The 25,410-nt window shown below is 58.7% G+C and carries 18 protein-coding genes; 10 read left to right on the top strand and 8 right to left on the bottom strand.

Features of this window, described 5'->3' with window-relative positions; translation table 11 throughout:
- The first annotated feature begins 3 nt into the window (after positions 1 to 3).
- The 3 genes from DKK74_RS07510 (at position 4) to DKK74_RS07520 (ending at position 10,111) form a co-directional block, all read left to right on the top strand.
- Complete coding sequence (locus DKK74_RS07510) at positions 4 to 1,536, top strand: ABC transporter substrate-binding protein (protein ID WP_110413481.1); 1,533 nt, start codon at positions 4 to 6, stop codon at positions 1,534 to 1,536.
- A 44-nt stretch (positions 1,537 to 1,580) separates the two neighbouring features.
- Positions 1,581 to 4,322, top strand: coding sequence for a valine--tRNA ligase (valS, locus tag DKK74_RS07515; RefSeq protein ID WP_110413482.1), 2,742 nt, complete (start codon positions 1,581 to 1,583; stop codon positions 4,320 to 4,322).
- A 338-nt stretch (positions 4,323 to 4,660) separates the two neighbouring features.
- Complete coding sequence (locus DKK74_RS07520) at positions 4,661 to 10,111, top strand: RCC1 domain-containing protein (RefSeq protein ID WP_110413483.1); 5,451 nt, start codon at positions 4,661 to 4,663, stop codon at positions 10,109 to 10,111.
- An 88-nt stretch (positions 10,112 to 10,199) separates the two neighbouring features.
- Here DKK74_RS07520 and DKK74_RS07525 read toward each other — a convergent pair whose 3' ends face one another.
- The 3 genes from DKK74_RS07525 to DKK74_RS08745 form a co-directional block, all read right to left on the bottom strand.
- Positions 10,200 to 10,556: a chorismate mutase gene (locus DKK74_RS07525; protein ID WP_046323407.1), complete on the bottom strand. Its 357-nt coding sequence runs from the start codon at positions 10,554 to 10,556 to the stop codon at positions 10,200 to 10,202.
- Between the two features lie 95 nt (positions 10,557 to 10,651).
- Complete coding sequence (locus DKK74_RS07530) at positions 10,652 to 11,188, bottom strand: thiamine pyrophosphate-dependent enzyme (RefSeq protein ID WP_110413484.1); 537 nt, start codon at positions 11,186 to 11,188, stop codon at positions 10,652 to 10,654.
- Positions 11,077 to 11,487: a hypothetical protein gene (locus DKK74_RS08745; RefSeq protein ID WP_181414958.1), complete on the bottom strand. Its 411-nt coding sequence runs from the start codon at positions 11,485 to 11,487 to the stop codon at positions 11,077 to 11,079. The genes DKK74_RS07530 and DKK74_RS08745 overlap by 112 nt, the downstream gene beginning before the upstream one ends.
- A 454-nt stretch (positions 11,488 to 11,941) precedes the next feature.
- On the opposite strand from DKK74_RS08745, the gene DKK74_RS07535 reads away from it, so the two are divergent.
- The 6 genes from DKK74_RS07535 (at position 11,942) to DKK74_RS07560 (ending at position 17,651) form a co-directional block, all read left to right on the top strand.
- Positions 11,942 to 12,994, top strand: coding sequence for a 3-isopropylmalate dehydrogenase (locus DKK74_RS07535; protein WP_110413678.1), 1,053 nt, complete (start codon positions 11,942 to 11,944; stop codon positions 12,992 to 12,994).
- Positions 12,995 to 13,194: 200 nt separating this feature from the next.
- On the top strand, positions 13,195 to 13,632 hold the full coding sequence (locus DKK74_RS07540; RefSeq protein WP_219997360.1) for a sugar phosphate isomerase/epimerase: 438 nt from the start codon (positions 13,195 to 13,197) through the stop codon (positions 13,630 to 13,632).
- On the top strand, positions 13,602 to 14,606 hold the full coding sequence (locus tag DKK74_RS07545; protein ID WP_219997361.1) for a sulfite exporter TauE/SafE family protein: 1,005 nt from the start codon (positions 13,602 to 13,604) through the stop codon (positions 14,604 to 14,606). Before DKK74_RS07540 ends, DKK74_RS07545 begins: the two co-directional genes overlap by 31 nt.
- A gap of 181 nt (positions 14,607 to 14,787) precedes the next feature.
- Positions 14,788 to 15,705: a PEP-utilizing enzyme gene (locus DKK74_RS07550; RefSeq protein ID WP_110413485.1), complete on the top strand. Its 918-nt coding sequence runs from the start codon at positions 14,788 to 14,790 to the stop codon at positions 15,703 to 15,705.
- A gap of 42 nt (positions 15,706 to 15,747) precedes the next feature.
- Entirely contained in the window at positions 15,748 to 16,611 is an 864-nt protein-coding gene (locus DKK74_RS07555; protein WP_181414959.1) for a transketolase, read from the top strand.
- 59 nt (positions 16,612 to 16,670) lie between these two features.
- Positions 16,671 to 17,651 (top strand): transketolase family protein, encoded by a 981-nt coding sequence (locus tag DKK74_RS07560; protein WP_110413486.1) that lies wholly within the window; start codon positions 16,671 to 16,673, stop codon positions 17,649 to 17,651.
- Positions 17,652 to 17,791: 140 nt separating this feature from the next.
- Here DKK74_RS07560 and rho read toward each other — a convergent pair whose 3' ends face one another.
- The gene (rho, locus tag DKK74_RS07565) at positions 17,792 to 19,645 is read right to left on the bottom strand and encodes a transcription termination factor Rho (RefSeq protein ID WP_375537563.1); all 1,854 of its coding nucleotides are present in this window, start codon (positions 19,643 to 19,645) and stop codon (positions 17,792 to 17,794) included.
- 222 nt (positions 19,646 to 19,867) lie between these two features.
- Between rho and DKK74_RS07570 the strand changes: the two genes are divergently transcribed.
- Entirely contained in the window at positions 19,868 to 20,530 is a 663-nt protein-coding gene (locus DKK74_RS07570; RefSeq protein WP_110413488.1) for a TetR/AcrR family transcriptional regulator, read from the top strand.
- A 60-nt stretch (positions 20,531 to 20,590) separates the two neighbouring features.
- On the opposite strand, the gene DKK74_RS07575 is transcribed toward DKK74_RS07570, so the two are convergent.
- The 4 genes from DKK74_RS07575 to gatB all read right to left on the bottom strand — a co-directional run bounded on the left by DKK74_RS07575 (position 20,591) and on the right by gatB (position 25,404).
- A complete protein-coding gene (locus DKK74_RS07575; RefSeq protein WP_110413681.1) occupies positions 20,591 to 22,180 on the bottom strand; it encodes an NAD(P)/FAD-dependent oxidoreductase in 1,590 nt (529 codons plus the stop codon).
- Positions 22,181 to 22,319: 139 nt separating this feature from the next.
- Positions 22,320 to 22,634, bottom strand: coding sequence for a DUF2469 domain-containing protein (locus DKK74_RS07580; RefSeq protein ID WP_029678206.1), 315 nt, complete (start codon positions 22,632 to 22,634; stop codon positions 22,320 to 22,322).
- On the bottom strand, positions 22,631 to 23,656 hold the full coding sequence (locus DKK74_RS07585) for a GNAT family N-acetyltransferase (protein WP_258334505.1): 1,026 nt from the start codon (positions 23,654 to 23,656) through the stop codon (positions 22,631 to 22,633). The genes DKK74_RS07580 and DKK74_RS07585 overlap by 4 nt, the downstream gene beginning before the upstream one ends.
- A gap of 245 nt (positions 23,657 to 23,901) precedes the next feature.
- Entirely contained in the window at positions 23,902 to 25,404 is a 1,503-nt protein-coding gene (gatB, locus tag DKK74_RS07590) for an Asp-tRNA(Asn)/Glu-tRNA(Gln) amidotransferase subunit GatB (protein WP_110413490.1), read from the bottom strand.
- Between the last annotated feature and the right edge of the window lie 6 nt (positions 25,405 to 25,410).

Here is a 25,410-nt window from a genome sequence, read left to right on the forward strand (position 1 = left end):
ACCATGGCACGCGGCAGACACACACAAATCAGATCCGGGATCATCTTTCTTCTGGTACTGGCGGTCCTGACTGCGGGCACCTATATAGCCTGGCCGCTGGTGACAGGTCAGGGAAGCTGGCAGCTGCCCTGGGCCCAGGGGAGCTCGGACCAGATCGTGCGCATTCGAGCCCGCCAGGCCCCCGTCTCCCTTGACATCCGCACCGAACCCGGATTCGCCACAGACCAGGCCTTGATGGGCAACGTCTACCAGACTCTGACCAAGCCCGACGCCAAAGGCCGGCCGACGCCCGGCCTGGCCCAGAACTGGGAGGTCTCCTCAAACGGGCTGCTCTACACCTTTCATCTGCGCAATGACGCCCGCTTTGCCGACGGACGCCGCCTAACCGCGGAGGATGCCCTCTGGTCCCTGCACCAGATCATCGACCACCAGTACCAGGGTCATCGGGACCTGGATGGACTGGCCAGGGTCACCAACCCCGATGATGCCACACTGGTAATCGGCCTGAAGAGCCCGAACGCCAGGCTGCTGACCGCCCTGAGCGGTCGTGCGGGCATAGTCTACGACCGCCGGGCCCGTGTCAACTATTCCACTCGATCAGCTGGTTCAGGCCCTTACCAGGTGGATGACTGGCAGCCGGGCACCAGCCTGACCCTGACCGCCAGCAAGTCCTACCAAGGCCCGGACAAGGCCGCCATCCACAAGGTGATCTTCAGCTATACCGGCAGCCCGCAGGAGACCATCAAGGATCTGGACCAGGGACACCTGGACGCTGTAGTGGACATGGATCCCGCAACCGCCGCACAGGCCCACAAGGCGCCGACCGCCACGCCCAGCACAGACAATGTGGTCCTGGCCTTCAACAACATAGCAACCAGCCCGCTGTCCGACCAGCATATGCGCGAGGCCGTCCGCTACGCCCTGGATCGAGAAGCCATTGCCAAACTGGAGGGAGGCGGAGCCAAGGCGCTGGGCGGACCACTCAACCAGCTGAGCCCCGGCTACGATCCTGATCTGCAGGCCTTCCCCTTCGACCGGGCCCAGGCGATTCATCGGTCCTCCTACTACCGCCCCTCCTTCTTTAAGAACGGTCTGCGTCTGGTCTATCCCCGCGAATTCGGCAGTCAGGTGGGCGAGCTGATGCGCACACAGCTCAAGGCAGCAGGCATCCCCACCCAGGTCTCCATGGTGGATCAGCCCACCTTCCGCGACCAGGTGCTCAACCGCCGCGACTACGACATGGCCCTGATGGTCATGGACAATGATGAAATCGACCGCTTCGCCGACCCCGACTCCGCCATGCTCTTCGACAATGTCGATATCCAGAATTCCTGGAAGCAGGTGACGGACTGCACCGACCAGAACACCTATGCCGAGCGACTGAAAGCCTTTGCCCGACAGGTCAGCGACCTCTCCCCCAGCGACTGGCTGTATCAACGTACGCCCCTGGTCCTCACCGCCCCCCGCCTGCAGGGCATGCCCAGCTCTCTGGTGGACCGCTACCTGCCCCTGTGGAACCTGCGCATCCAAGGGTGAAAAGGCCGGTGCCCCTTGTCACTGTTCGTCCATAAAATGCTGGTATGTCTGCTGAAAACCAAGGAATCGTCAATGCCCATCTGACCCCCCTGCCCGACAGGGTGGGCGTGGATGGTCTGGAGGAAAAGTGGTGCCGCGACTGGGATGAGTCCGGCGTCTACCGCTTCCGCAACACCCGCGAGCGCTCCGGCGTCTACTCCATCGACACCCCGCCGCCCACGGTTTCGGGGCATTTGCATGTGGGACACGTCTTCTCGTACACCCATACCGACGTGATCGCCCGGTTCAAGCGGATGCAGGGCTACGACGTCTTCTACCCAATGGGCTGGGACGACAACGGCCTGCCCACCGAGCGGCGGGTCCAGAACTATTACGGGGTCCGCGTGGACACCTCGCTCAAGTACGATCCGGACTTCAAGCCCCCCTTCCACGGGACCAAGGGCAAGAAGATCAGCGCCAAGGACCAGGTGCCCGTCTCCCGGCAGAACTTCATCGAACTATGCGAGGAACTGACCGCCGAGGACGAGAAGCTCTTCGAGCAGCTCTGGCGGTCGCTGGGCCTGTCGGTGGACTGGTCGCAGACCTACCACACCATCGGCGAGCATCCCCGCCGGGTGGCACAGAAGGCTTTCCTGCGGAATCTGGCCCGGGGCGAGGCTTACCAGAAAGAGGCCCCGGGGCTCTGGGACGTGACCTTCCAGACCGCCGTGGCACAGGCCGAGCTGGAGTCGCGCGAATATGACGGCTTCTATCACCGTGTGGCCTTCCGGTTTGCGGACGGCACGCCAATTTACATCGAGACCACCAGGCCTGAGCTGTTGGCGGCCTGCGGCGCTCTGATCGCCCACCCGGACGACAAGCGCTACCAGAAGTACTTCGGACAGAAGGTCTACTCCCCCCTGTTCAAGGTGGAGGTGCCCATCCTGGCCCACCCCGCCGCAGAGATGGACAAGGGCGCCGGCATCGCCATGTGCTGCACCTTCGGCGACGTGACCGACGTGCAGTGGTGGCGGGATCTGAACCTGCCCACCAGGTCCATCATCCAGCGCAACGGACGAATCGTCATGGACGTGCCGGACTGGATCACCGATGAAGGCGGACGTCGAATCTTCGAGCAGACCGAGGGCAAGACCACCTTCTCAGCCCGCAAGATCATCGTGGATGCCCTGCGTGAGTCCGGCGACCTGGACGGCGAACCCAAACCCACCAAGCGCATGACCAACTTCTACGAGAAAGGCGACAAACCCCTGGAGATCGTCACCTCCCGTCAGTGGTACCTGCGCAATGGCGGCACCGACCAAAAACTCAACAAGGAGCTGCTGGAGCGTGGCAAGGAGCTCAACTTCCACCCGGACTTCATGCGGGTGCGCTACAACAACTGGGTCCAGGGACTCAACGGCGACTGGCTGATCTCCCGCCAGCGCTTCTTCGGAGTCCCCTTCCCTCTTTGGTACCCGGTCAAGGAAAACGGGGAGACCGACTACGCCCATCCCATCACCCCGACCGAGGACAGGCTCCCCATCGACCCCAGCAGCGATGTGCCTGAGGGCTTCGAGGAGTCCCAGCGCGACCAGCCTGGCGGCTTCACGGCCGAGAAAGACATCATGGACACCTGGGCCACCAGCTCCCTGACGCCTCAGATCGTGACCCACTGGGCCGAGCCGGGCGAACAGGACCAGGCCCTCTTCAAAGCCACCTTCCCCATGGACCTGCGCCCCCAGGGCCAGGACATCATTCGCACATGGCTCTTCAGCTCCATGGACCGCGCCCATCTGGAGAACGGCTGCCTGCCCTGGAGCGACACCACCCTGTCCGGATGGATCCTGGACCCTGACCATAAGAAGATGAGCAAGTCCAAGGGCAATGTGGTAGTTCCCGACGAACCCATCAAGAAGTATGGCGCCGATGCCGTACGCTACTGGGCATCCTGCGCCCGGCTGGGCCTGGATGCCACCTACGATGAGGGGCAGATGAAGATCGGTCGCCGCCTGGCCGTCAAGCTCCTCAACGCCGTCAAGTTCGCCTTGGCCATCGGACGGGAGGACGAGAATCATAAGGTCACCCAGGCAGCGGAGGCCACCTGGAACCCTGCCGACGTGACGGTCCCGCTGGATCGCGCGGTCCTGGCCGGACTTGCCCAGGTGATCGACCAAGCCACCAAGGCCCTGGAATCCTATGAGCACTCCAAGGCATTGGAGGTGACCGAATCATTCTTCTGGGACTTCTGTGACAACTATATCGAGCTGGCCAAGAACCGGGCCTACGGGACCGCGGATGCCACTGGCAGAACCCCTGACGAAGCACAGGTGCTGAGCGCCCGTACAACCCTGGGACTGGTCCTGGACGCTCTGGATCGTCTCCTGGCTCCCTTCCTGCCCTTCGCCACCGAGGAGGCTTGGCAGTGGATGCATCAAGGGGACGGATCGGTTCACAGGGCCTCCTGGCCACGTTCAGAATCCTACCGTGCAGCTGCCCAAGGCCAGGACCCGGATCTTTTGGCCTGGGCAGGCACGGCCTTGGCCTCACTGCGACGAATCAAGTCCGAGGCCAAGGTCTCCATGAAGACCCCCATCCTCTCCGCCTCCTTGAGCGTGGCGCCGGAGGGCCTGGAAGCCGTGAAAGCAGCCCTGGACGACATAGCCGAAGCAGGCAGGGTCACCGGAGATCTGAATCTGGTCGAAGAAACCAGCCAGCCCGATACCAAGGGAGCCGGCGAGGATGAGGAAGGCATCCGGGTAACTACCAGCCAGCTGGGTGAACCCCCGGCCAAGAAACCTCGCAAGTAGGTTTCATTCCCAATGGCAACCGGGGCGGTTCGGCCATAGGCGCCGCCCCGGTTGTCATCAGTTTGCACTGGCGACAAGGTCGTTATCAGTGCAGCTAGCATTACAGCCTGCAAGGCCAGGCGAACAATCTTCACCCGTGCAGTTTTGTAATCAAAAGCATGCCCATTACGAACTGCTCGGACCGCATTTGCCTGTGGAACGCGTGATCACAACACTCTGCGGCTCGCGAAGATTGTAATGCTAAAGTAGAGTTAGTAGCGGGATTTTACATGGTGTGCGTCGACGCAGTTATGGGGACTATGACCTGGGAAGTCAGCACGCTTGGGGAGGAAGATTAAATGGGGAATGCTCATAGCACCCGTAGACTGTTGACCTTAACGGCTATGATTGGACTGGCGCTGGTCGTAGCTTCAACCGGAGCATACGCAAACACCGACGACATGGCGCCTACACCTACAGCAGGCAGCAGCAGCGCGAACTCATTGCTCAAAACAGGTGAGCAGGCACGGGCTATGATGCCGACCGCATCACCATCGCCGCTGGCCAACAATAATCCCTCGCCGTTCAAGTCCATCCAACCATTCAATAAGCAAAAGACTGACAAGTCGCCCCAGACCAGGGATTCATCCTCATATACCCTCACCTTTGATTCGGATGGGGGCTCGCTGACGTCCGGCTCGCCGGCCTTGAGCCAGACAGTAGCCTCAGGTCATCTGGCATCTCCTCCTGCCGTCACCAAGACAGGCTACCTGTTTGACGGATGGTTCGTCAAAGCAGCCGACGGCAGCTCCAATGTGGCCTACGACTTCGGCAAGCCGGTCACCAGCACCAGCGCGAAGTCGCTGATAGCCCATTGGTCATCAGTCAAAGACTCCCAGTGGACGACAGCCAACGCCAGCGGCAACGACACAGGGGGCTCTTCAATCACCCTGACTCCCCCCAAGCCCAGAGGGGTCAGATTCGCACAGGTCAGCGCCGGCCACGACCACACCCTCGCCGTAGGCTCGGATGGTCATGTCTACGCCTGGGGCGACAACAGCAAGGGCGAGCTCGGCGATGGCTCCACAATCAACAAAAACACACCGGTGCGGATCACCGAAAATGACGCTATAAAAGGAAAGACCTTCATAGCTGTCAGCGCGGGAACCAAATTCTCCGTAGCACTGGCTTCTGACGGCAGCGTCTACACCTGGGGCGATAACGCACGCGGCGAACTCGGCAACGGTTCCATCACGGATTCCTCAGTACCAGTAAAGGCAAATCTCAACGTCACCATCACCGCCATCAGCGCCGGATATTGGCATGTCATGGCACTATCCTCAAGCGGAACGATTTACACATGGGGAGACAACCAATACGGCCAGCTCGGCAACGGGTCCACGGGGGTCAACGTCAACCCTTCACCCGCGGCAGTGGCCTCTCCATCCGGCGTCACCTTCACCACCATCAGTGCCGGATACGATTTCCAGACAGCGCTGGACAGCAATGGCTATGCCTACGCCTGGGGACGCAACCAGGGCGGCCAGCTCAGCATCGGCACCATGGACGACACCAACAGCGGTTCCAATGTCTACAAACCAACGCGCATTTACGGCGACTCGACCGGCAACCCAGACAGCACTGTCTACACCGACATCGATGCAGGGTACCTGCACGTCCTGGCACTGAGCAATTCAGGCAAGGTATATTACTGGGGTTATCCCCTGATCAAAGGAAATGACCCCAATGCCGACAGCGTTCACTCCTTCTATCCCAGTCTGGTAAGCCTGGAACCGGGAGCGGCGACGCCTGTTTCAGTCAGCGCCGGGGACTCCTCCTCTGCGATGGTCGACTCTGCGGGCAGCCTGTACATGTTCGGCAGCAATTCCAGCGGCCAGCTGGGCGACGGAACCACAAAACCTAAATCAATCATGACCAAGGTAAGCCTGACAGGCGTCACAGTCGCCGCATTCGATGTCTGCCGGCACAGTCTGGCCATCGGCTCGGACGGGCTCCCCTACAGCTGGGGAGAAGCGAAAAGCGGCAAGCTGGGACAGGGCAGCAGTGGACCTCAAAGCGGCTCACAGACCAAGCCTGCAGCGGTCAGCCCACCCCAAATAGATCTGGCCAAGGTGACCTTTGGCAAGACTGATGTTGCCAAGACCGACAGCGGCAGCCCGATCAACCGAACTTCAGCAGGTGACGACACTTGGAGTACGAATACCCCATGGACGGTCACTACCCCGCACCACACCTACGGAACCACCAAGATCAAGATCAATGAATGGACCATTGGCGGCGCAGCGCAACAAAGCCAGGCCATCGCCGACTATACATTCACACCCACTGCTCAAAAGGTCACCTTTGATTCGGACGGGGGTTCATCGGTCTCGGACCAGTCCGTCACATCAGGCAAGCAGGCTTCACCTCCCAGCGTTACCAAGGCAGGTTTCCTGTTCGACGGCTGGTTCGTCAAAGCGGCCGACGGCAGCTCCAATGTGGCTTACGACTTCAGCAACCCGGTCACCGGACCGCTGAATCTGAAAGCCCATTGGTCGTCGCCAGACACCAAATGGAAAACGTCGAACGCCCTCCATGGCGATGACACCGGTGGCTCCACGATTACTCTGACTCCTCCCAAACCCAGGGCAGTGAGGTTCGCGCAGGCCAGCGCCGGGCGCTACCACACCCTGGCTGTGGGTTCTGACGGACACGTCTACGCTTGGGGGAATCAGGCCAGCGGGAGTCTGGGGAACGACAAAACCTCAGACACGGCGACTACACCAGTACGGATCACTGAAAATGACGCCATAAAAGGAAAGATCTTCATAGCCGTCAGCGCCGGCGACGCTTACTCCATGGCCCTGACCTCGGACGGTACCGTCTACACCTGGGGCAACAACGACAAAGGCCAGCTCGGCAACGGCACCACAACAAATTCTGCCGTGCCTGTAAAGGCGAATCTCGACGCCAAAATCACCGCTATTAGTGCAGGACGGTCATACGCCATGGCCCTGGCCTCGGACGGCACGGTCTACACCTGGGGCAACAACCAGTTCGGCCAGCTCGGCATCGGAAGCTCAGACAACAGCGACCATTCCTCCCCCACCAAGGTCCCGACGCTGTCCGACATCACCGCCATCAGCGCAGGATTCACCACAGGCACCGCCCTGGACAGTCAAGGCCACGCCTGGGCCTGGGGCCACAACGAAAAAGGCCAGCTAGGCAACGGCACCAACGATAACAATCCGACGCCAAAACGTGTCCAAGACCTGGGCACCGGACAGCCTGATACGCGGTTCTATATCGCCATCAGCGCGGGCTATCAGCATGTGCTGGCGCTGGATACGGATCATAACGTCTATGGATGGGGTTCCGGCACCGCCATCGGCTCCTCGACTGATACCAATGTCAGCACGAGAGGATCCACTAAGACCAGCTTCGGAGACGACGCTGTCAACATCACCGCCATCAGCGCGGGCGACGATGGATCCGAAGCCATAGACGACAACGGAAAGCTCTACACCTGGGGCAATCAGGGTTACGGCCAGCTAGGCAACGGCAATATTGATGCATGGCAGACCAATCCGAAAGCCATCACTCTGGCCCAATCGGTGAAGGCCTGCGCGGTAGCCACCTCCGGCCATCACCAGACGGCCATAGGGTCTGACGGATTGCTCTACACCTGGGGATACAACTACTACAACCAGCTGGGGCAGAGCATATCGGCATCAAGGCCCGGCACCACACAGCCACCACAGATCACCCTGACCAAGGTGACCTTCGGCACCATGGCCAGCAGCACCAAGCCAGCCACGAACCTGACCCAGACAAGCAAAGACACCTGGGATGAAAACCGGGATTGGACCTTCGTGACGCCCGCGTACCCGTACGGCCCGTCCAGTTTCACCATCACATGGAACATTGCCGGCGATGCCGGGGACTCAACGCAAACACAGCAGTTCGACTACACCTTCGATCCGACCAACAAGCGCATAGATCTTGACCCCGTTGGAGGCGTCGGGGCTGCATGGACAAGCAAGGACATCAAGGAAGGCGAATTGGTGCCCCGACAGACTGTCACAAAAGCAGGCTTCCTATTCGACGGCTGGTTTGTCAAAGCATCCGACGGCAGCTCCGATGTGGCCTATGACTTCGGCAAGCCGGTCACTGACCCGCTGACCCTGGTCGCACACTGGACGCGTTCGTCTCCAATGACTGTCAACCCAACCATCAGTCCGTCCACCGGCGGATACCAGGTCACCATCACTCCGCCCTCGCAGCGCGGCATCCGTTTCGCCCAGGTCAGCACGGGCAAAAACCATTCTCTGGCCGTCGGCAGTGACGGCAACGCCTACGCCTGGGGAAACAACGGCAGTGGACAGCTCGGCAACGGCAGCAAAGATAGCAGCAAGACACCCGTCCGAGTGAAGAAGCCCGACAGTGTTGCCGACAAGGACAACTTCTCCTACATCCAGGTAAGCGCTGGTTATGGATTCTCGCTGGCCCTCGGCAGTGACGGCAACGCCTACGCCTGGGGAGGCAACGGCAATGGGCAGCTCGGCAACGGCAGCAAAGATAGCAGCAAGACACCCGTCCGAGTGAAGAAGCCCGACAGTGTTGCCGACAAGGACAACTTCTCCTACATCCAGGTAAGCGCAGGAGGCTATCATTCCCTGGCCATCGGCACGGATCATCAAGTCTATGCCTGGGGAGACAGGAGCAGAGGTGGACAGGTGGGCGACGGTAGTACGACTGGGAACGTCCCTACTCCAGTAGCTGTCAACGCAAGCGCCACCAGCCCCGGATTCCAAGTCAGACAGGTCAGTGCAGGATATCAGCACTCTCTGATCATCGGCATAAGCGGGCAAACCTACGCCTGGGGATTTGGCTACAACGGCAGACTGGGCAACAATTCCACAGTCTCACAAGCCAGCCCCGTATCGGTGTCGTCACCCAAGAAATACGAAGACGGATCGACAGGATTCTTCGCCACTCAGGTCAGTGCGGGAGGCTCACACTCCCTGGCCATCGGCAGAGACGGCAAGGCCTACGCCTGGGGTACGAACACCGACGGACGCCTGGGCACAGGAGACACCAATGATGCCTCAATACCGACTCTGGTGGCCGATCCTGACGGAGGCAGCGATGGATTCAAACCCACCGAGGTCAGCGCCGGAGGGTGGTTCTGCGCAGGAATCGACGACAAAGGGAAGGTATACACCTGGGGAAGCAATGGTCAAAACGCCCTGGGCAATGTCTCCATCACCGGATCAATCAGCGTATCCCCCGTTCTGGTGAGCAAAGACGGCAGCACCATACAGATTGCTGCAGGCGAGCGCCAAGTCCTGGTCATCGACTCCGACGGCAAGGCCTACGCCTGGGGCGACAATAGCGGCATGCAGCTAGGCACCAATTCCGACAACAGTTCCGTCAAGGCGACCACCTTGGTCTGCCCGCCGCAATTGACCATCAGCTCGGTCACGGTCGGCACGGACCCGGATACCGTTGCAGTTCTCCAACTGACGCGGAACGGCACGGAAGAGACTTGGGGATCCTGGAATACCTGGACTTTCTATACCCCAGCGTTCAAAGCAGGCTCGACTACGGTCAACATCACCTGGAACATTGGCCAAGGCAGCTCTCAGACCGAGAACCTGGACTTTTCCTACCGGGATGTTCTGCCCCTGACCGGCAGCCAGGGACTGCTCGCCATGCTGCTTGTCGGGCTGTTCATTACGGTGACGGTCCTGGCATCAAGGCAGCACTACCAGGAAACGGCTCATCAGACTAAAGCCAGCACTCGCTGACCAGGCGATCCCGTCATCGCTAATATCTAGTGGTCGATGGCATAGTAGTTTATCTACGCCATCGACCACTAGCGTGCTATGGATTCCCTCAGCGCGAACCCAGCTGGCTGGCCAACTGTTCGTGGCCCTGTTTAGCAGCGTCAGCCACCAGATGCAGATAAGCCTCAGCCAGATTCGGATCGAGGCCATAATTTTCAGCCTCGTCTCGCAAGGCCGCTATCTGTGAAGCCTCCCGACGTAGGTCAGCTGAGGCGAATCCCGCCTGGGCCTTGAGCAGACCGATGCGGTGGGTCACCCTGAACCGTTCGGCCAGCATGGCGACAATAGCGGCATCGATGGTGTCCACATCGGCACGCAGTTCCTCCACCTGGCGGGCGGCCTCGGCCTGGGGTCCCCCGCTCTGCGCCTGGTCATCGATCACTGTTTCCATCTTCTCAGAGCTCATGGCAACAGTGTAATCCTGCCACCAAAGTTCCGACGGCCTGGTCTAAGGGCAGAGCGCTGTTAGTGCAAATTTTGGACATTCCCGAAATCCGCAGGTTATAGATAGTTCCGCTGCAAATCGCGGATTCTCTCGTATTCCTGATGGGCCTTTATCGAGGATTCGATATGCGCCACCTCAGGAGTGGCCACCTCCCAGTAAGCGTCGGCTGCATCGTCACGTTCCACCGGTGCCACCTTTGCATAGATGGCGGTGATTTGATCACTGGCGAGCGCCTTTCGCAAAGCCTGACGCAGTTGGTCCGCATCCTCGACGGTATAGGTCTTGACCCCATACCCTTCAAGAATCTTGGGAAAATCAACCTGCAGCGGTTCCTTAAGATTCTGACGGCCGTTATCTCCCCGGTAGTAATACTTGGTCTCAAATCCTTGAGAGCCGACCTGCATGGACAGTGAATGAATCGATCCATAACCGCCGTTATCCAAGAGCAGCAATATGATTTTCTCCCGCTCCTGAATCGCCGTCAGCACATCCTGGTGGTACATGATGAAGGAGGCATCGCCGATGAAGGAGAAGATCTCCCTGCTCGGATCAGCCATTCGCATACCCAGGGCTGCAGGAATCTCATAGCCCATGCAGGAATAGCCGTATTCGACCGAGTAGCCCAGCGGACTGCCTGCCGCTGCTTGTCAGCCTTGGCCGTGGCCTCACTGCGATAATCCTCGTCCACCTGCCAATCGCCCAAAACCTCCTGCAGCTCGCTCAGCGTCTCACGGGCATCGCCAATGACCGGAATGGCTGCCTCCTTGTGCGCATCGAATGACAGGACGTTGATATTGACGAAGTGGACCTGGGGATTCTGGAACATCGTGTTGGAAGCCGAGGTGAAATCCGTATCGTTGAACTGTTCCTTCTCGACCTGCTGTAGAACCAAGCCTGTACGTCGGGTCGAGAAATAGTCACTGAGGAGCAAAAGGACCGCAGACTATTAACGGCCGCAGTGATCATATCCCACGATCTCCTTTACTCGCATCTTTGCCAGTTCAGGTCCATGAATTATGCGTTTGTTGCTTTATTCCATTCAATTGCATCGTTGAAATGTTGTCTGCTCAGTTTCCCCTTCCCCGAACGACACCCAAAGACTGATATACATGGGACAGCAGAAGGTACGGATAATCAACCTATCAGCCTACCGTCAGTTGAGCGATCCGACATATTATCATGGTATAGAGCTATTGGACAGTTCTCTACAAATTTTGATAAGCAAATCAAATAAATCGTGAACATTCGATACAACTGAGCAAATATTGATACAAAAATCCCGCATATCGGTATTTTTGAGGATTTTTTTATTGCTATATCGCTAGGCCGTCACTAACATGAAGGGCATGAATACTCAAACATCAACGAGGATATTGGACGTTGCAGTCATTCCTGGTGACGGAATCGGCCGTGAAATCGTGCCGGTCGCCCAAGCCGTACTCAAGGAAGCCGTCGGCGACAGCGTCTCCTTTAACTACACCGACTATGATCTGGGCGCAGATCGCTACCTGCGTGACGGTACCCTCATCACAGATGATCAACTCAAGGATATGGACCAAAAGGATGCCATCCTATTGGGGGCTGTCGGCGATCCACGAGTCAAGTCAGGAATCCTGGAGCGCGGCCTGCTGCTCAAGCTCCGTTTCGCATTTGACCAGGCCATCAACATGCGGCCGTCCAAACTCTACCCCGGCGTCAAATCCCCATTGGCCGACCCTGGCGACATCGACTTCGTCGTCATCAGAGAAGGCACGGAAGGCCTGTATTCCGGCATGGGCGGTCTGTTGCGCATGGGCACCGAACACGCCATAGCAACCGAGACCTCGATGAACACCGAATTCGGTATCGAGAGGGCGGTGAGGTTTGCCTTCGAACTGGCTCGCAAGCGCGGGGGCAAGAAGCACGTAACCATGGTCAACAAGACCAACGTGCTCTACTATGCCGGTCAACTCTGGCTGTGGGTCATGGACAAGGTCGGCAAGGAGTACCCTGACGTGACCTATGACTACCTGCATGCCGATGCCTGCACCATATTCCTGGTCACCGATCCCTCCCGGTTCGACGTGATTGTGACCGACAACCTCTTCGGCGACATCATCACCGACGAGGCTGGCGCTGTTGTGGGCGGAATCGGCTATTCGGCATCAGCCAACATCAATGTGACCGACGAACATCCCTCCATGTTCGAGCCCATCCACGGCTCTGCCCCCGACATTGCAGGCAAGAACATAGCCAACCCTTCGGCCACGATTCTGTCCACAGCCCTGCTCCTGCAGCACTTCGGGTATGACGGAGCGGCTGCCCGAATCGAACGAGCCGTGGAAGCGGATGCCGAGGAGAATTCCTCCCGCAGACGGAGCACTGACCAAATCGGCCAGGACATTATCGCAAGACTGTAAACAACCTACATACCTGTAAGTGATCCTGGAGGCCTGACACCCTGGTCTCCGGGATCGCTTGCCGACCCTGTCCGAAGCGAGGATGCCGACGAACAGGACGAATCAAGGGCATTCAAAAGTTCCGACAACGAGGTTAGACAATATGAAAATCGCATTGGATCCCACACCGTTCCATCCCGACCTGCCCTTCCTGCCGTTTTATGTGCACCTCTAAGGCGGACGACGAATTAGTCAAGGACTTCGCGGCCGCCTTGAAGAAGGCACGTGTTGAGTTGTGCTCGCTGCTACCGGTCTACAGGACTTCCTGGCCCGACGAACGAGAGCGACAGACAGCCGTGCGTTATTGGAAGCGGGCCATCGAAATTGCAGCTCTGCAGGATGTGCACGGCATCAACAGTCCGCCGGTCTGCGCCGTCTACGCGGCTCCTCACACCTTCCATTACAGCAATAATATGGATGGGATCACCGCCTTGGCCGGCAAACGACTCAGGTCGGTTTATGTCTCAGACAGCTATGCCCATCATCGTTCGCATGATCTACGCTACATAGCCAATCCCCCAGGAACCAACGCCCGTGTTCATCAGCATCCGAAGGTGGGTGACGCGATGTGGACTTCAAGGCCCTGTTCGCCGCCCTGAAGAAGAATGGGTTCCTGGATCGCGAAGAGTCCATCATCGTCTCCGACGTATTCGCTGAGGACGCGACCGCCCACGAAACGCCCGCCTACCAGCATGAAACCATAGAACGCCTGGTGGCGGAACCCGGACGCAACTGCCTGTTTCTTCAGGAATTGCCATGTCGGCCGGCAAGGAAGGAGCATAGCATGAGCTTCTGGCTGATCATCGGTTTGGCGGTAGCTGCTGTGCTGATAGGCCTGGACAAGTCGTTGATACCAGGCTCGGCCATCCTGGCAGTGGCCACTCTGGCATCGCTGATGCCCGCCAAAGAAGCCACCGAGCTGACGCTGATCATGGCCATTGTCGCTGACTGGACCGCTATCTGGGCCTACCGGCATGACATTGTGCTGGCCTCCCTGTTTAGACTGCTGCCGACTGTGACCATAGGCATCCTAGCCGGCGTCTGGTTCTTGTATCACGCTGACAACAACGCAACCAAAAAGACCATAGGGCTCATACTTGCCTCCTTTGTTTCACTCTACTTTCTTTCTCGCATAAGGACCGCGCTGAAAACGCGATACGGCGGCAAGAGTGAAGCCTCCCAAGACGGAACTAGAGGCAGGAACAAACAGAAGCAAGGAATAAGCGTGGCCTTCCACATGCTCTGCGGCGTTCTGGCGGGTTTTACCACCATGGTAGCCAATGCAGGGGGTCCGGTCACAACCGTGTATTTCAGCAGCGAGCAGCTGCCTGTCAAGCAATTCCTTGGCACCACGGCAGCCTTCTATCTGGTGGTGAACCTGGTGAAGCTGCCTTTTGCAGTCGGACTGAATACGATAAACAGGGAAGTTGTGCTTGCCTTCCTATGCGTTCTCCCGCTCACTCTGCTCGCTGTCATCTGCGGCAGGCTGATCGCCGGTCATGTCAACCAGACAGCCTTTTCTGCGGCAATATATTTCTTCGCAGTCATCGCCGTCATCAGCCTTCTGATATGAAAAAGCCCCATTACGGGAAGAATAACGAGTCCCGCACAATAATCGGCAGAACTTCCCGTTCTAGACTAAGCACTACGATAAATTTTAATCAGGCCGAAGATCGACTGTTTTTGCCGATGCCGTGAACGAACACGGCGCGTGTCGTCTATCCAATTGTCATCAATCCAATGAGGAAAACGCTATGCACAACACAACAGAACGATTCGTACACAAGCTGTCCGAAGGCAATGCCTCCATGCGCGACCTGCTAGTAAGCAAGCGACTCTTGGACGGCAACAATCACCTGCCAGTATTAGTCAGATCGGGAGCCCAGATCTCCACGCCCGATATGATGAATACCACTCTCAATTTGGGACTCAACGAAGAGGCAGTGCGGGCTCCTATTAGTAAGACCGGCAACCTCCACCGGGACTGGGACTCCTACCTTCGGTTCATACCGCTGTACGGTAGCGCAGTGATGGGTGTGCCTGGAAAAATCTCCGAGCGCAAAGCCGAGCAGCATGTCAGAAGAAGCACAGCGCCTAAGGATATCGAAGGCATGCACCATGCGGAAAGGGTTCTAACCTTCCTCGGAGGCATGGTTGGTCATACCGCCGCAGCAGTGGCAAAGGGGATTAGGCGCTGCTGCGTGTCGGGTCTGTCCGATTTGGGATTGATGGATGAAGACGGCTGCCGCCTGTCGAACCAGAACATAAGGGAGGGCAATTGGATCTTTCCGAATGGGGAAACCAGGAAGATCTATGCAGGAAAATTGCCCGCACGGCCCTCTTACGAGATCGGGCCCTTCACACGCGTGATGTCATGGGCCAACCGTTTCGTCACATGGAGGCCAAGGCCAACGCGGATCCGCCGGAAGACTTCCGACGCTCACAGGAGCCGGGCGATGAGAGAGTCGGGCTGTGCCGCACCGGGCACATATTCTCCCAAGGAGAACGCGGCGGAGATCCCTCGTCCATCGAATTCTGCGGCAATTGGCCTCGATTATATACCCTGCTCAACCTACCAGTCGCAGGCAACAAGACTGGGTCCGGCCCAGGCCAGTCTGGGCGGGCATGCGCTCGAGGCAAGTAAAGGAGCAATCATGAAGAACCAAGCATGACTGCAAGAACGATCCATCTACAAGAACGGTGAGGAAATCATTATGAATGAAAACATCGATATGGACAAAATCAGAGAACTCAAACGGTTCGCTGGTCGAATCAGACAGGAGACAATCAAGGAAATCTCGGCCTTTGGAACCGGCCACGTGGGTGGATCCCTGTCTATAGCCGACCTTCTTGCTGTCCTGTACGGACACGAGATGAACATCAAACCCGAGGATCCGCAGTGGGCCGACCGGGACTGGTTTGTCCTTTCCAAGGGCCACTCCGCACCAGCCTTGTACGCCACACTCGCTCTGCGCGGATACTTTCCCATGGATTGGCTGAATACCCTCAACCGCAACGGGACCAACCTTCCTAGCCATGCCGACAGACTCAAGATTCCCGGAGTGGACGTAACCGCCGGATCCCTGGGTCAAGGATCCTCAGTAGCCGCGGGTGTTGCTTTGGGACTGAAGATGGATGGCCGAAACAACAAAGTTTATCTAGTCATAGGAGACGGCGAGAGTCAAGAGGGTCAGATATGGGAGATGGCCCTCTTTGCCGCCCAGCATCGCTTGGGCAATCTGATTGCCTTCATGGACTATAACGGTCTGCAACTGGACGGATACTGCCAGGACATCTGCTCCCTGGGAGACGCTGCAGCCAAGTTCAAGGCTTTTGGATGGCAGGTCGTTGACGTCTCTGATGGCAATGACGTCCCATCCATCCTTCAAGCCTTGGAAACAATCGGCAGCAAGTCCGGAAAGGCCGACGGCCAGCCTTCTATGATCGTGCTTCACACCGTCAAGGGCCTGGGATGGTCGGAGATCGCCGGAAAACCGAAGAGCCATTCAATATCAATCAACAAGCAGGAGCGCGACCAGGCCTTGGCCGAAGTCCAAACAATGATTGATGCGGCCTAAGGCATGAGATCCACGCACACAAACCCAATTGCACAAGGATAGGTAAAGAGGAAACAGGAATGATAGAGCGTACTTTGGAAAACGAGAGACAGGAAATGCGGCAGGCCTTCTGCCAATGCCTCCTTGACCTGGCGGCCGACGACGAACGCCTGATCCTTCTGGATGCTGATTTGATGAGCGCCATAGGCACCAAGCCTTTTCAGGAAGCCTACCCAGAACGGACGGTGGACTGCGGCATTCAGGAAGCCAATATGATCGGCACTGCGGTAGGGCTCTCCCTGACCGGCAAAATACCCTTCGCGCATACCTTCGCTCCGTTCATGAGCCGAAGAGCGATGGACCAGATCTTCATTTCCGGCGGCTACAGCAAGGCCAATGTCAAGCTCGTTGGCTCCGACCCGGGAATCACGGCCATGACCAACGGGGGCACCCACATGTCCTTCGAGGATATGGGGATCATGAGGAACGTCCCTTCAATGACCGCTCTGGAAGCCACCGATATCACCATGCTTAAATGGATGATGAGTTGGCTGGCCCAAAACTACGGCATGCAATATATGCGGCTGGTGCGCAAGCAGTGCGTCAAGGTCTATCAGGAAGGAACTCATTTCCAAATAGGAAAAGCCGTACAGGTCATAAATCAGTCCGGTGCAGAGGCGACTATCATCGCCAGCGGCATCTGCGTGGCTGAATCTATTAAGGCTGCGCGCACTCTTGACGATGAAGGCATACCGGTCCGCGTCCTTGACATGTTCACATGGAAGCCGCTGGACAATCAGGCTGTAGCCGATGCAGCCCGACAAACCGGAGCCATCGTGACCGCTGAGAACCATAATGTCAATACAGGCCTGGGTGCTGCCGTCAGCGAAGCAGCGGCAGGCAGCTGCCCAGTTCCTATCGAATTCATCGGAGTTCACGACCGATTCGGCCAGGTCGGCGACCAGAACTATCTGGCTCAGGAATATGGATTGACGGCAAAGGATATAGTCCGAGCCGTAAGGAAAGTCGTCGACAGAAAACACCAATATCTTCAACGCTGACATTTGATACGTCGCCAGACCACAGAACAGGGGGCAACGTGTCGGATTGCCGACACGCTGCCCCCTGTTGGCCTGTGACTAAGCGTGAACCGTTGCGTGCAAATCTGAACCGAGGTGCGCGCATGTTCACCTGCTCGGTTCTACTTCTGAGCCAGCATGGACTGGTTGATGGCCGCCAGGAAGTCCCGGTTGGTGGCGGTCTTCTTCAGCCTGGGCACCAGTGTCTGATAAGCCTGCTCGGTCTCCATGCCGCCCAGGAGGCGACGAAGACGATAGACCACAGCCAGCTCCTCAGGCGCGGTGATCAGCTCCTCGCGCCGGGTGCCGGAGGCGTTGATGTCGATGGCGGGGAACATACGCTTGTCGGCCAGGTCCCTGGTCAATCTCAGCTCCATGTTGCCAGTGCCCTTGAACTCCTCGAAGATGACCTCGTCCATCTTGGACCCGGTCTCCACCAAGGCCGAAGAGATGATGGTAAGAGAACCACCATTCTCAATGTTGCGGGCGGCGCCAAAGAAGCGCTTAGGCGGATAAAGGGCCTGCGCGTCCACGCCGCCGGAGAGGATGCGTCCGGATGCGGGAGCCGAGATATTGTAGGCGCGAGCCAGACGGGTCATGGAATCCAGAAGGACCACCACATCCTGCCCCAGCTCCACCAGACGCTTGGCCCGTTCGATGGCCAGCTCAGCCACAGTGGTGTGATCGCTGGCAGGGCGGTCGAAGGTGGAGGAGATGACCTCACCCTGAACCGTGCGCTCCATGTCAGTGACCTCCTCGGGCCGCTCGTCCACCAGGACCACCATCAGGTGCACCTCGGGGTTGTTGGCGGTGATGGAGTTGGCGATGGACTGCAGGGTCAGGGTCTTGCCGGCCTTGGGCGGCGAAACGATCAAACCGCGCTGACCCTTGCCGATGGGAGCGACGATGTCGATCAGACGACCGGTGATGTTCTTGGGCTGGGTCTCCATCCGCATGCGCTCCTGCGGATAGAGGGGGGTCAGCTTGTTGAAGTGAGGGCGCCCTGCAGCGTCCTCCACGCTCATGCCGTTGATGGTGTCAATGGCCTGAAGAGGAACGAATTTCTGCCGCTGATTGCGATGCTCGCCCTCGCGGGGGGGACGGATGGAGCCATGCACGGCATCACCCTTACGCAGGCCGTACTTCTTGACCTGGCCCATGGAGATGTAGACATCATTAGGGCCGGGCAGGTAGCCAGAAGTGCGCACGAAGGCGTAGGAGTCCAGCACATCCACAATGCCTGCCACGGGGACCAGATCCTCGGGTTTGAAGTTCTCCCTGGGCTCATAGTCACGATCCCGGCCGCTGCTGCGATGGTTGTTGCGATTGCGCCGGTCATTGCGATCGTTGCGGTCATTGCGGTCGCCTCGATTTCGGCGATCATAGCCGTTGTGACGGTAGTCGCGCCCCTCTTCGCCGCGATCCTCATAGCTGCGCCGACGAGGTCGGTCATTCCGCGAAGGCAGTGCTGCCAGAATGTCGTCCAAATTCCGCACTGAACCTGAGCCGGAACCTTCGCGCTCCTCACCATGCTCACGCTCGCTCCGGCCGCGGTTGGTGTGGGAGCCTCGGGATGAATCCGTGCTGCGGTGACGGCGACGGGATATGACCACGTTCTCCTCGTCGGCCACGGTATGGGGGAAGCGGTTCCGGCGCTCGGTATGACCGCTCTTATGACCGTCAATGCCCAAAACATCGAAGAGGTCTCCGACAGGACTATCACCCTTGGATTCCTGGATTTCCGTGGACTCCTGTCCGCCTTCCGCGGAGGACTTCGCCTCCTGCTGCTGAACGGTGGTCTGGCCTCCCTTGGCCACGGCGGCCGCAGCCTTGGGCTTGCCAACGGTTACTCCCTCAGGGGCCTTGCCGCCCGAGCGTGCCGCCTCGATCGTCTCGATCAGGACCGGCTTGCGCATGCCGGAAATACCGCGCAACCCCAGCTGCCTGGCCAATTCCTTGAGTTCGGGCAGCTTCATGGAATGAATATCTTGGCTTGTTGCCACTGTTGTAATGCCTTTCCTTCGCTATGCCTAATTAGGCTAGGCAAATAGCTTGAGAATAGTGCGGGGGTACCGCTCATGAAAATTCGACGCCGACTCGGCTTATCGAACTTCCATAAGCCTACAACGACTGCCCGACCGGTGCAAGGAACAGCCTGCGTGTCCAAATATTCATGGGTAAACCTCTAGACTGGGCATATGAATGATCGATCATCTCTGCGTGAGCAACGGCGGAGCGAATTCGTAACCACCGCCATGCGGGTCTTCGACCGGAAAGGTGCCGCAAACACCTCCCTGCGCGACGTAATACACGCCATGAATCACGGCAAGGGCGTGGGCATGAGCGTTTTCTATTACTACTTCAAATCCAAGGACGACCTGATAGATGCCTGCGTGCGCACCTACCTGGCCTCCTACGTGGACAATGTGGTCGACATTCTGCAGAATCCTGACCTGGGCGTTCAAGAGGCGCTGGACGACATCTGTCCGCATCTGGTAAGGGCCATCTGGAAGATGGACGTCATCTTCGCTGATAAGGCCAACTGGTACAACTACCTGAGCACCAACAGCAATGTGATGGAGGGCTTCGTCAGACAGATCATCGACCCTTTGTCCAAGGCCCTGGACCGCTGGCTGGATCGGGGCGACCTGCCGCAGACCCAGCTGATCCAAACAGCCGGCACCCGCACTGTGGCCTGGCTGATGGCCGACGGGCTCTCGTCCATCGTCAGCAACGGCAGAGGAGCCGCCGGAAACCCGCAAATCAGAGAGGTGGTCCGCCAGCGTGTCCGCGAGAGCGTGGCCTTCTTCTCGCAGCTTCTCGGCCTGCCCTTGAAGCCACCAGCCATCGCCCTGTCGTAAATGACAAAGCCCCCGACCCTGCAGTCGGAGGCTTGGAAGGAAACGAAGGCAGAGGTCTGTCTACTTCTCCTCGTGATAGGACTTCTCGGTGTTGACGTTCCAGACGTTGGTCTTGTCAGTACGCCCCGATTTGATGTTGGCCACGGCTTCCATGGACGTGGCCATGGAGTGGTCCTGGTTGTTGTAGTGATGCTGCCCGTTGCGGCCCACGCAGTAGAGGTTGCCGAAGGAGTCCAGCCATTTGACCAGCTCGGGCATCTGGGCGTAGGTGTCGAAGTAGGCCGGGTAGGCCTTGACCACCCGCTCCCGGTGCGAGTCCAGCACGTCGGCAGGTCCGTTGATGATGCCCATCCGGGTCAGCTCCTTGATGGCGAAGTCAGTGGTCTGCTGATCGCTCATGCTCCAGAAGTCATCACCCTCTTTGCAGAAGTACTCCAGGCCGATCCAGACAGTCCCGTCCACGTTCTTGACCATGTAGGGGCTCCAGTTGTTGAAGATCTGGATGCGGCCCATCTTGTAGCCGGGATCCTGCACATAAATCCAGCAGTCGGGAACAATGGGCGGATCACCCAAGGTCTTGATGGAGGTGGTGTTGCGGATGCGCAGGTGGCGGACCAGCAGACCAACGGTCACGAAGTCACGGTAAGGCAGACCCTGAGCCACCCTGACCATTTCCTTGTCGGTGGACGGCTCCTCGTGGGCGATGGCCTCCACCAGGTCCTTGATGGGCATGGAGGAGATGATCTGGTCGGCTTGCAGAGTCACTTCTTTACCATCAGCGTTGCGATAGATGACACCGGTCATGTGGCCGTCATGCTGGGTCAGTCCGATTACGCGGGCATCGGTGATCACGTGGACCCCGTGCTCCACATTGCGACGCTCCACGGTCTCCCAGAGCTGGCCCGGACCCAGCTTGGGGTACCAGAACTCCTCGATCAGGCTGGTTTCGACCTGATGAGCATCGCGCTTCTTGGGCAACAGCTTCTGGAAGGCGTTCTTGAGCACGCCCATGATGCTGAGCCCCTTGACTCGCTGGGCGCCCCAGTCGGCGCTAATCTCGCGGGGATGACGACCCCAAAGCTTTTCGGTGTAGCCCTCGAAGAACATGGAGTAGAGCTTGCGGCCGAAGCGGTTGATATAGAAGTTCTCCAGGTTGTCCTCCGGCAGCTTGTGGACGACGGACTTCAGGTAGCTGAACCCGGCCTGCATGGTCAGCTTGAAGCCCATGGCCCTGAGGGTGTTGAGCGTCAAGGAGATGGGATAGTCGAAGAAGTGGTGGTTCCAGTAAATCCTGGAGACGCGGTGACGCTTGAGCATGACCCGGTCAGTCTTCTCCGGATCAGGGCCGCCGGGCTCCAGGTCGTGGTGGCGGCCAAGTTTTTTATCGTCATAGGAGGGCGCTCCCTGCAGGGGCAGGACCTCCTTCCACCAGTCCATGATCCGGTCATCCTTGGAGAAGAACCGATGGCCGCCAATATCCATGCGATTGCCGTTATGCCGGACCGTGCGGGAGATGCCGCCAAAGGCATCAGTGGCCTCCAGAACAGTGACATCATAGCGCTCGTCGCCGCCGTCCTTGACCAGTTCCCATGCCGCTGTCAAGCCGGCGGGCCCTCCACCGATGACGATCACGGACTGCTTGCGCTCCATGCCAACCTCCTGAAAACCGTATGAAATCACCACTACTGTACCTGGCTCATCCCAGGCCAGAGGCTGCCGAGGGACTTCCCACACGAATTCCCGCCATTGCGTGGAACAAACGTGATGATGCTCGCCCCTGAACGATGTTTTAGCCCAACGCATCGGGGATGTCGATGTCCGTCTTCTGCACTTCCTCCACATTGACATCTTTGAAGGTGACGATGCGGACGTTCTTGACGAACCGGCTGGACCGGTAGACATCCCAGACCCAGGCATCGGTCAGCCGGACGTCGAAGTAGACATCTTGCCCAGCGGACCGAACGTTGAAGTCCACCTTGTTGGCCAGGTAAAATCGCCGCTCGGTCTCGACCACATAGGTGAACAGCTTGATCACGTCCCGGTACTCGCGATACAGGGCCAGTTCAGCGTTGGTCTCGTAGTTGTCGAGATCCTCAGCACTCATCGACTACCTCCATTCGCGCGATCACGGCCATGGCCAAGCGTACGCCACCAGGCACGCTTGGAACGCTTGGCCTCAGTCGACCCATAGGCCCAATCAGATGCCGTATGCTCCTCGCCAGACTGCTCGGCAACAGATTCTTCGGAATCAGGCTTCTCCCCCGCAGCCGCTGCGTCCGTCTGACCAGAGTCTGCCTTCTCATCATTCCTGCTGTCAGATCCTGCATGGTCTTCAGCAGGTTTGTCCGAATGCGGACCACCTGATGCAGACGAATCCTGAGATGCCGAGGTGGATTCCTCAGGCTCGGACCCGCTTGTGCCGCCATCCTCATCCGCGGCGTATCCATGCGCAACAAGGGCTTCAGCCACACCGGGGTTTTCGCGGATGACATGCATGCCGAAAGCATTCAAAGAACGAATGGGATCATATTCGTCGACAAGTGCGTCCATGACGATCTGATCCTGATACTTGCCGTTCTCGGCATCCCAGAGCGCATCTCGGGAGGTGCCCGAGATCATGAATCCTAGGGACTGGTAGACAGAGATCGAGCGAGTGTTTTTCTCTGGCACAGCCACCCAGATCCGGTGCAGGCCCAGACCCGTAGGAGCAGCCGCGTACCCGTAGGTCATGATTCTGGGCATGGCATCCCGGGAGTAGCCGCGCCCGCGGAAGTGCCTACCCAGGACCACCTGAATCCTGGCCGAGCGAGACCAGCCATCCACGTCGATTAGAAAGATCATGCCGATGACCCCCTTGGTGGCATCGGCATCGGGCGAACCATCCTGGTCGGTATCCGCATCAGTTACCATGGCCCAAGCCAGGGTGCGGCGGGACTCGGGGTCACCCACACCCGAATCACGGGCAGCCAGACCCTTGGACCAAGCCACCGACCGACGTACCCAGGCATTGACCACGGCTCGTTCGGCACTAGGCCCCTTACCGGTGATGCCGGTGGAATTGTAAAAGGCCTCCAGCTGGTCCATTGCTGTCAGATCGGCGATGACCGCCGGGCGCAGGTGCAACATCTCGCCCCGGATATAGGGAATCTCGATCCGGTCGGGCAGCTGTCTGCTCGCCGCATCGCCTGATCCCTCGGTTTGCGTTTGCGGTCGGTCATTGCCCCTGCCGCTCATAGACATCACGTCACCTCCATGATCGCCACCCTGCGATGGCAATCAATTGTAATCCCTCGCCCCTGGGAAAACCATGAGAGGCTGGGCGGGTCCGCCGGTCCGAATCCGATGGAACCAGATCGGCGGACCGGGCGTGGTCAAGACTTAGCGATGCGCTCCATGACGATCTTGCTGACTGCCTTGGCATCGGCCTGACCCTTGGTGGCCCTCATGACCGCTCCGATAATAGCGCCCATGGGCTTCATATTGCCGCCTTTCAGCTTGGCCACGATGTCCGGGTTGTCCTTGAGGGCCTGATCGACGGCTGCATCCAAGGCCCCGTCGTCCGAAACCACCTGATAGCCGTGCTTCTTAACAACCTCGCTGGGCTTGCCCTCGCCTGCCAACACGCCAGAGACGGTCTGCTTGGCCAGCTTGTCATTGAGCTTTCCGTCAGCGATCAGCTGTTCCACATCGGCAACATCCTGAGCCGAAATGGGCAGCTCCTGCAGGCTGACCCCACGGGCGTTAGCTTCGCGGGAGATCTCGCCCAACCACCACTTGCGGGCTCCGGCAGCCGTAGCGCCGGCCTTGACCGTATCCTCGATCAGATCCACAGCATCGGCGTTGACCGCATCCTGCATTTGCCTGTCGGTGAAATCCCACTCCTTCTTGAGGCGAGCGCGGCGTTCGCGCGGCATCTCAGGCATCTGAGCCTTGAGCTCCTCGATATGATCCTTGGTCACATGGACCATGACCAGGTCAGGATCGGGGAAGTACCGGTAATCGTTGGCATCGGTCTTGACACGGCCGCCCGCCGTGGTCTGTGTGGACTCATCCCAGTGGCGGGTCTCCTGCAGCACCTCCCCGCCGGACTCCAGCAGGGCTGCCTGACGGCGAATCTCGTAGGTCAGCGTCTTCTCGATGCCCTTGAAGGTGTTGACGTTCTTGGTCTCCGACCGGGTTCCCAGAGGGGCGTCCGGCCCGGCGTGCAGGGAAACGTTGACATCGGCGCGCATGTTGCCCTGCTCCATCCGGGCGTGGGAGATGCCCAGTGCCCGGACGATGTCTCGGATGGCCCGGACGTAGGCCCCTGCCACCTCGGGGGTACGCGCCCCGGCGCCCTCGATGGGCTTGGTCACGATCTCGACCAGGGGGACACCAGCACGGTTGTAGTCCACCAGTGAGTGATCGGCGCCCTCAATGCGGCCGTCGGCCCCGCCTACGTGGGTATTCTTGCCAGCATCGTCCTCCACATGGGCACGCTCGATGGGCACGCGGAAAATGCTGCCGTCGTCCAGCTCAACGTCCAGGTAACCCTCACCGTTCAAGGGTTTGTCATACTGGGAGATCTGATAGTCGCGAGGCATGTCCGGATAGAAGTAGTTCTTTCTGGCGAACTGGCTCCACTCGTTGATCTGGCAGTGCAGGGCCAGGCCCAGCTTGACCGCATAGTCGATGGCGGTCTTGTTGACTACAGGCAGGCTGCCGGGCAGGCCCAGGGAGACCGGAGTCAGCTGGGTGTTGGGCTCGCCGCCGAACTCGATATGGGCCGGGCAGAAGAGCTTGGTGTTGGTGCAGAGCTCGACATGGACCTCCAGGCCGAACACCGGGTCGTACTTGGCCACGGCATCGGCGTACTTCATCAGTTTTTCAGCCATTGTGAT

It is taken from the genome of Bifidobacterium asteroides, from assembly GCF_003202755.1.
In the GTDB taxonomy this organism is placed as follows: Bacteria; Actinomycetota; Actinomycetes; order Actinomycetales; family Bifidobacteriaceae; genus Bombiscardovia; species Bombiscardovia asteroides_F.

Coding starts and splice junctions, on each gene's coding strand:
- DKK74_RS07550 (WP_110413485.1), top strand. CDS start 14,788: ATGCACAACACAACAGAACGATTCGTACACAAGCTGTCCGAAGGCAAT.
- DKK74_RS07535 (WP_110413678.1), top strand. CDS start 11,942: ATGAATACTCAAACATCAACGAGGATATTGGACGTTGCAGTCATTCCT.
- DKK74_RS07560 (WP_110413486.1), top strand. CDS start 16,671: ATGATAGAGCGTACTTTGGAAAACGAGAGACAGGAAATGCGGCAGGCC.
- DKK74_RS07570 (WP_110413488.1), top strand. CDS start 19,868: ATGAATGATCGATCATCTCTGCGTGAGCAACGGCGGAGCGAATTCGTA.
- DKK74_RS07540 (WP_219997360.1), top strand. CDS start 13,195: ATGTGCACCTCTAAGGCGGACGACGAATTAGTCAAGGACTTCGCGGCC.
- DKK74_RS07520 (WP_110413483.1), top strand. CDS start 4,661: ATGGGGAATGCTCATAGCACCCGTAGACTGTTGACCTTAACGGCTATG.
- DKK74_RS07555 (WP_181414959.1), top strand. CDS start 15,748: ATGAATGAAAACATCGATATGGACAAAATCAGAGAACTCAAACGGTTC.
- valS (WP_110413482.1), top strand. CDS start 1,581: ATGTCTGCTGAAAACCAAGGAATCGTCAATGCCCATCTGACCCCCCTG.
- gatB (WP_110413490.1), bottom strand. CDS start 25,404: ATGGCTGAAAAACTGATGAAGTACGCCGATGCCGTGGCCAAGTACGAC.
- DKK74_RS07575 (WP_110413681.1), bottom strand. CDS start 22,180: ATGGAGCGCAAGCAGTCCGTGATCGTCATCGGTGGAGGGCCCGCCGGC.
- DKK74_RS07525 (WP_046323407.1), bottom strand. CDS start 10,556: ATGAGCTCTGAGAAGATGGAAACAGTGATCGATGACCAGGCGCAGAGC.
- rho (WP_375537563.1), bottom strand. CDS start 19,645: ATGAAGCTGCCCGAACTCAAGGAATTGGCCAGGCAGCTGGGGTTGCGC.
- DKK74_RS07585 (WP_258334505.1), bottom strand. CDS start 23,656: ATGTTGCACCTGCGCCCGGCGGTCATCGCCGATCTGACAGCAATGGAC.
- DKK74_RS07510 (WP_110413481.1), top strand. CDS start 4: ATGGCACGCGGCAGACACACACAAATCAGATCCGGGATCATCTTTCTT.
- DKK74_RS07530 (WP_110413484.1), bottom strand. CDS start 11,188: ATGGGCTATGAGATTCCTGCAGCCCTGGGTATGCGAATGGCTGATCCG.
- DKK74_RS07580 (WP_029678206.1), bottom strand. CDS start 22,634: ATGAGTGCTGAGGATCTCGACAACTACGAGACCAACGCTGAACTGGCC.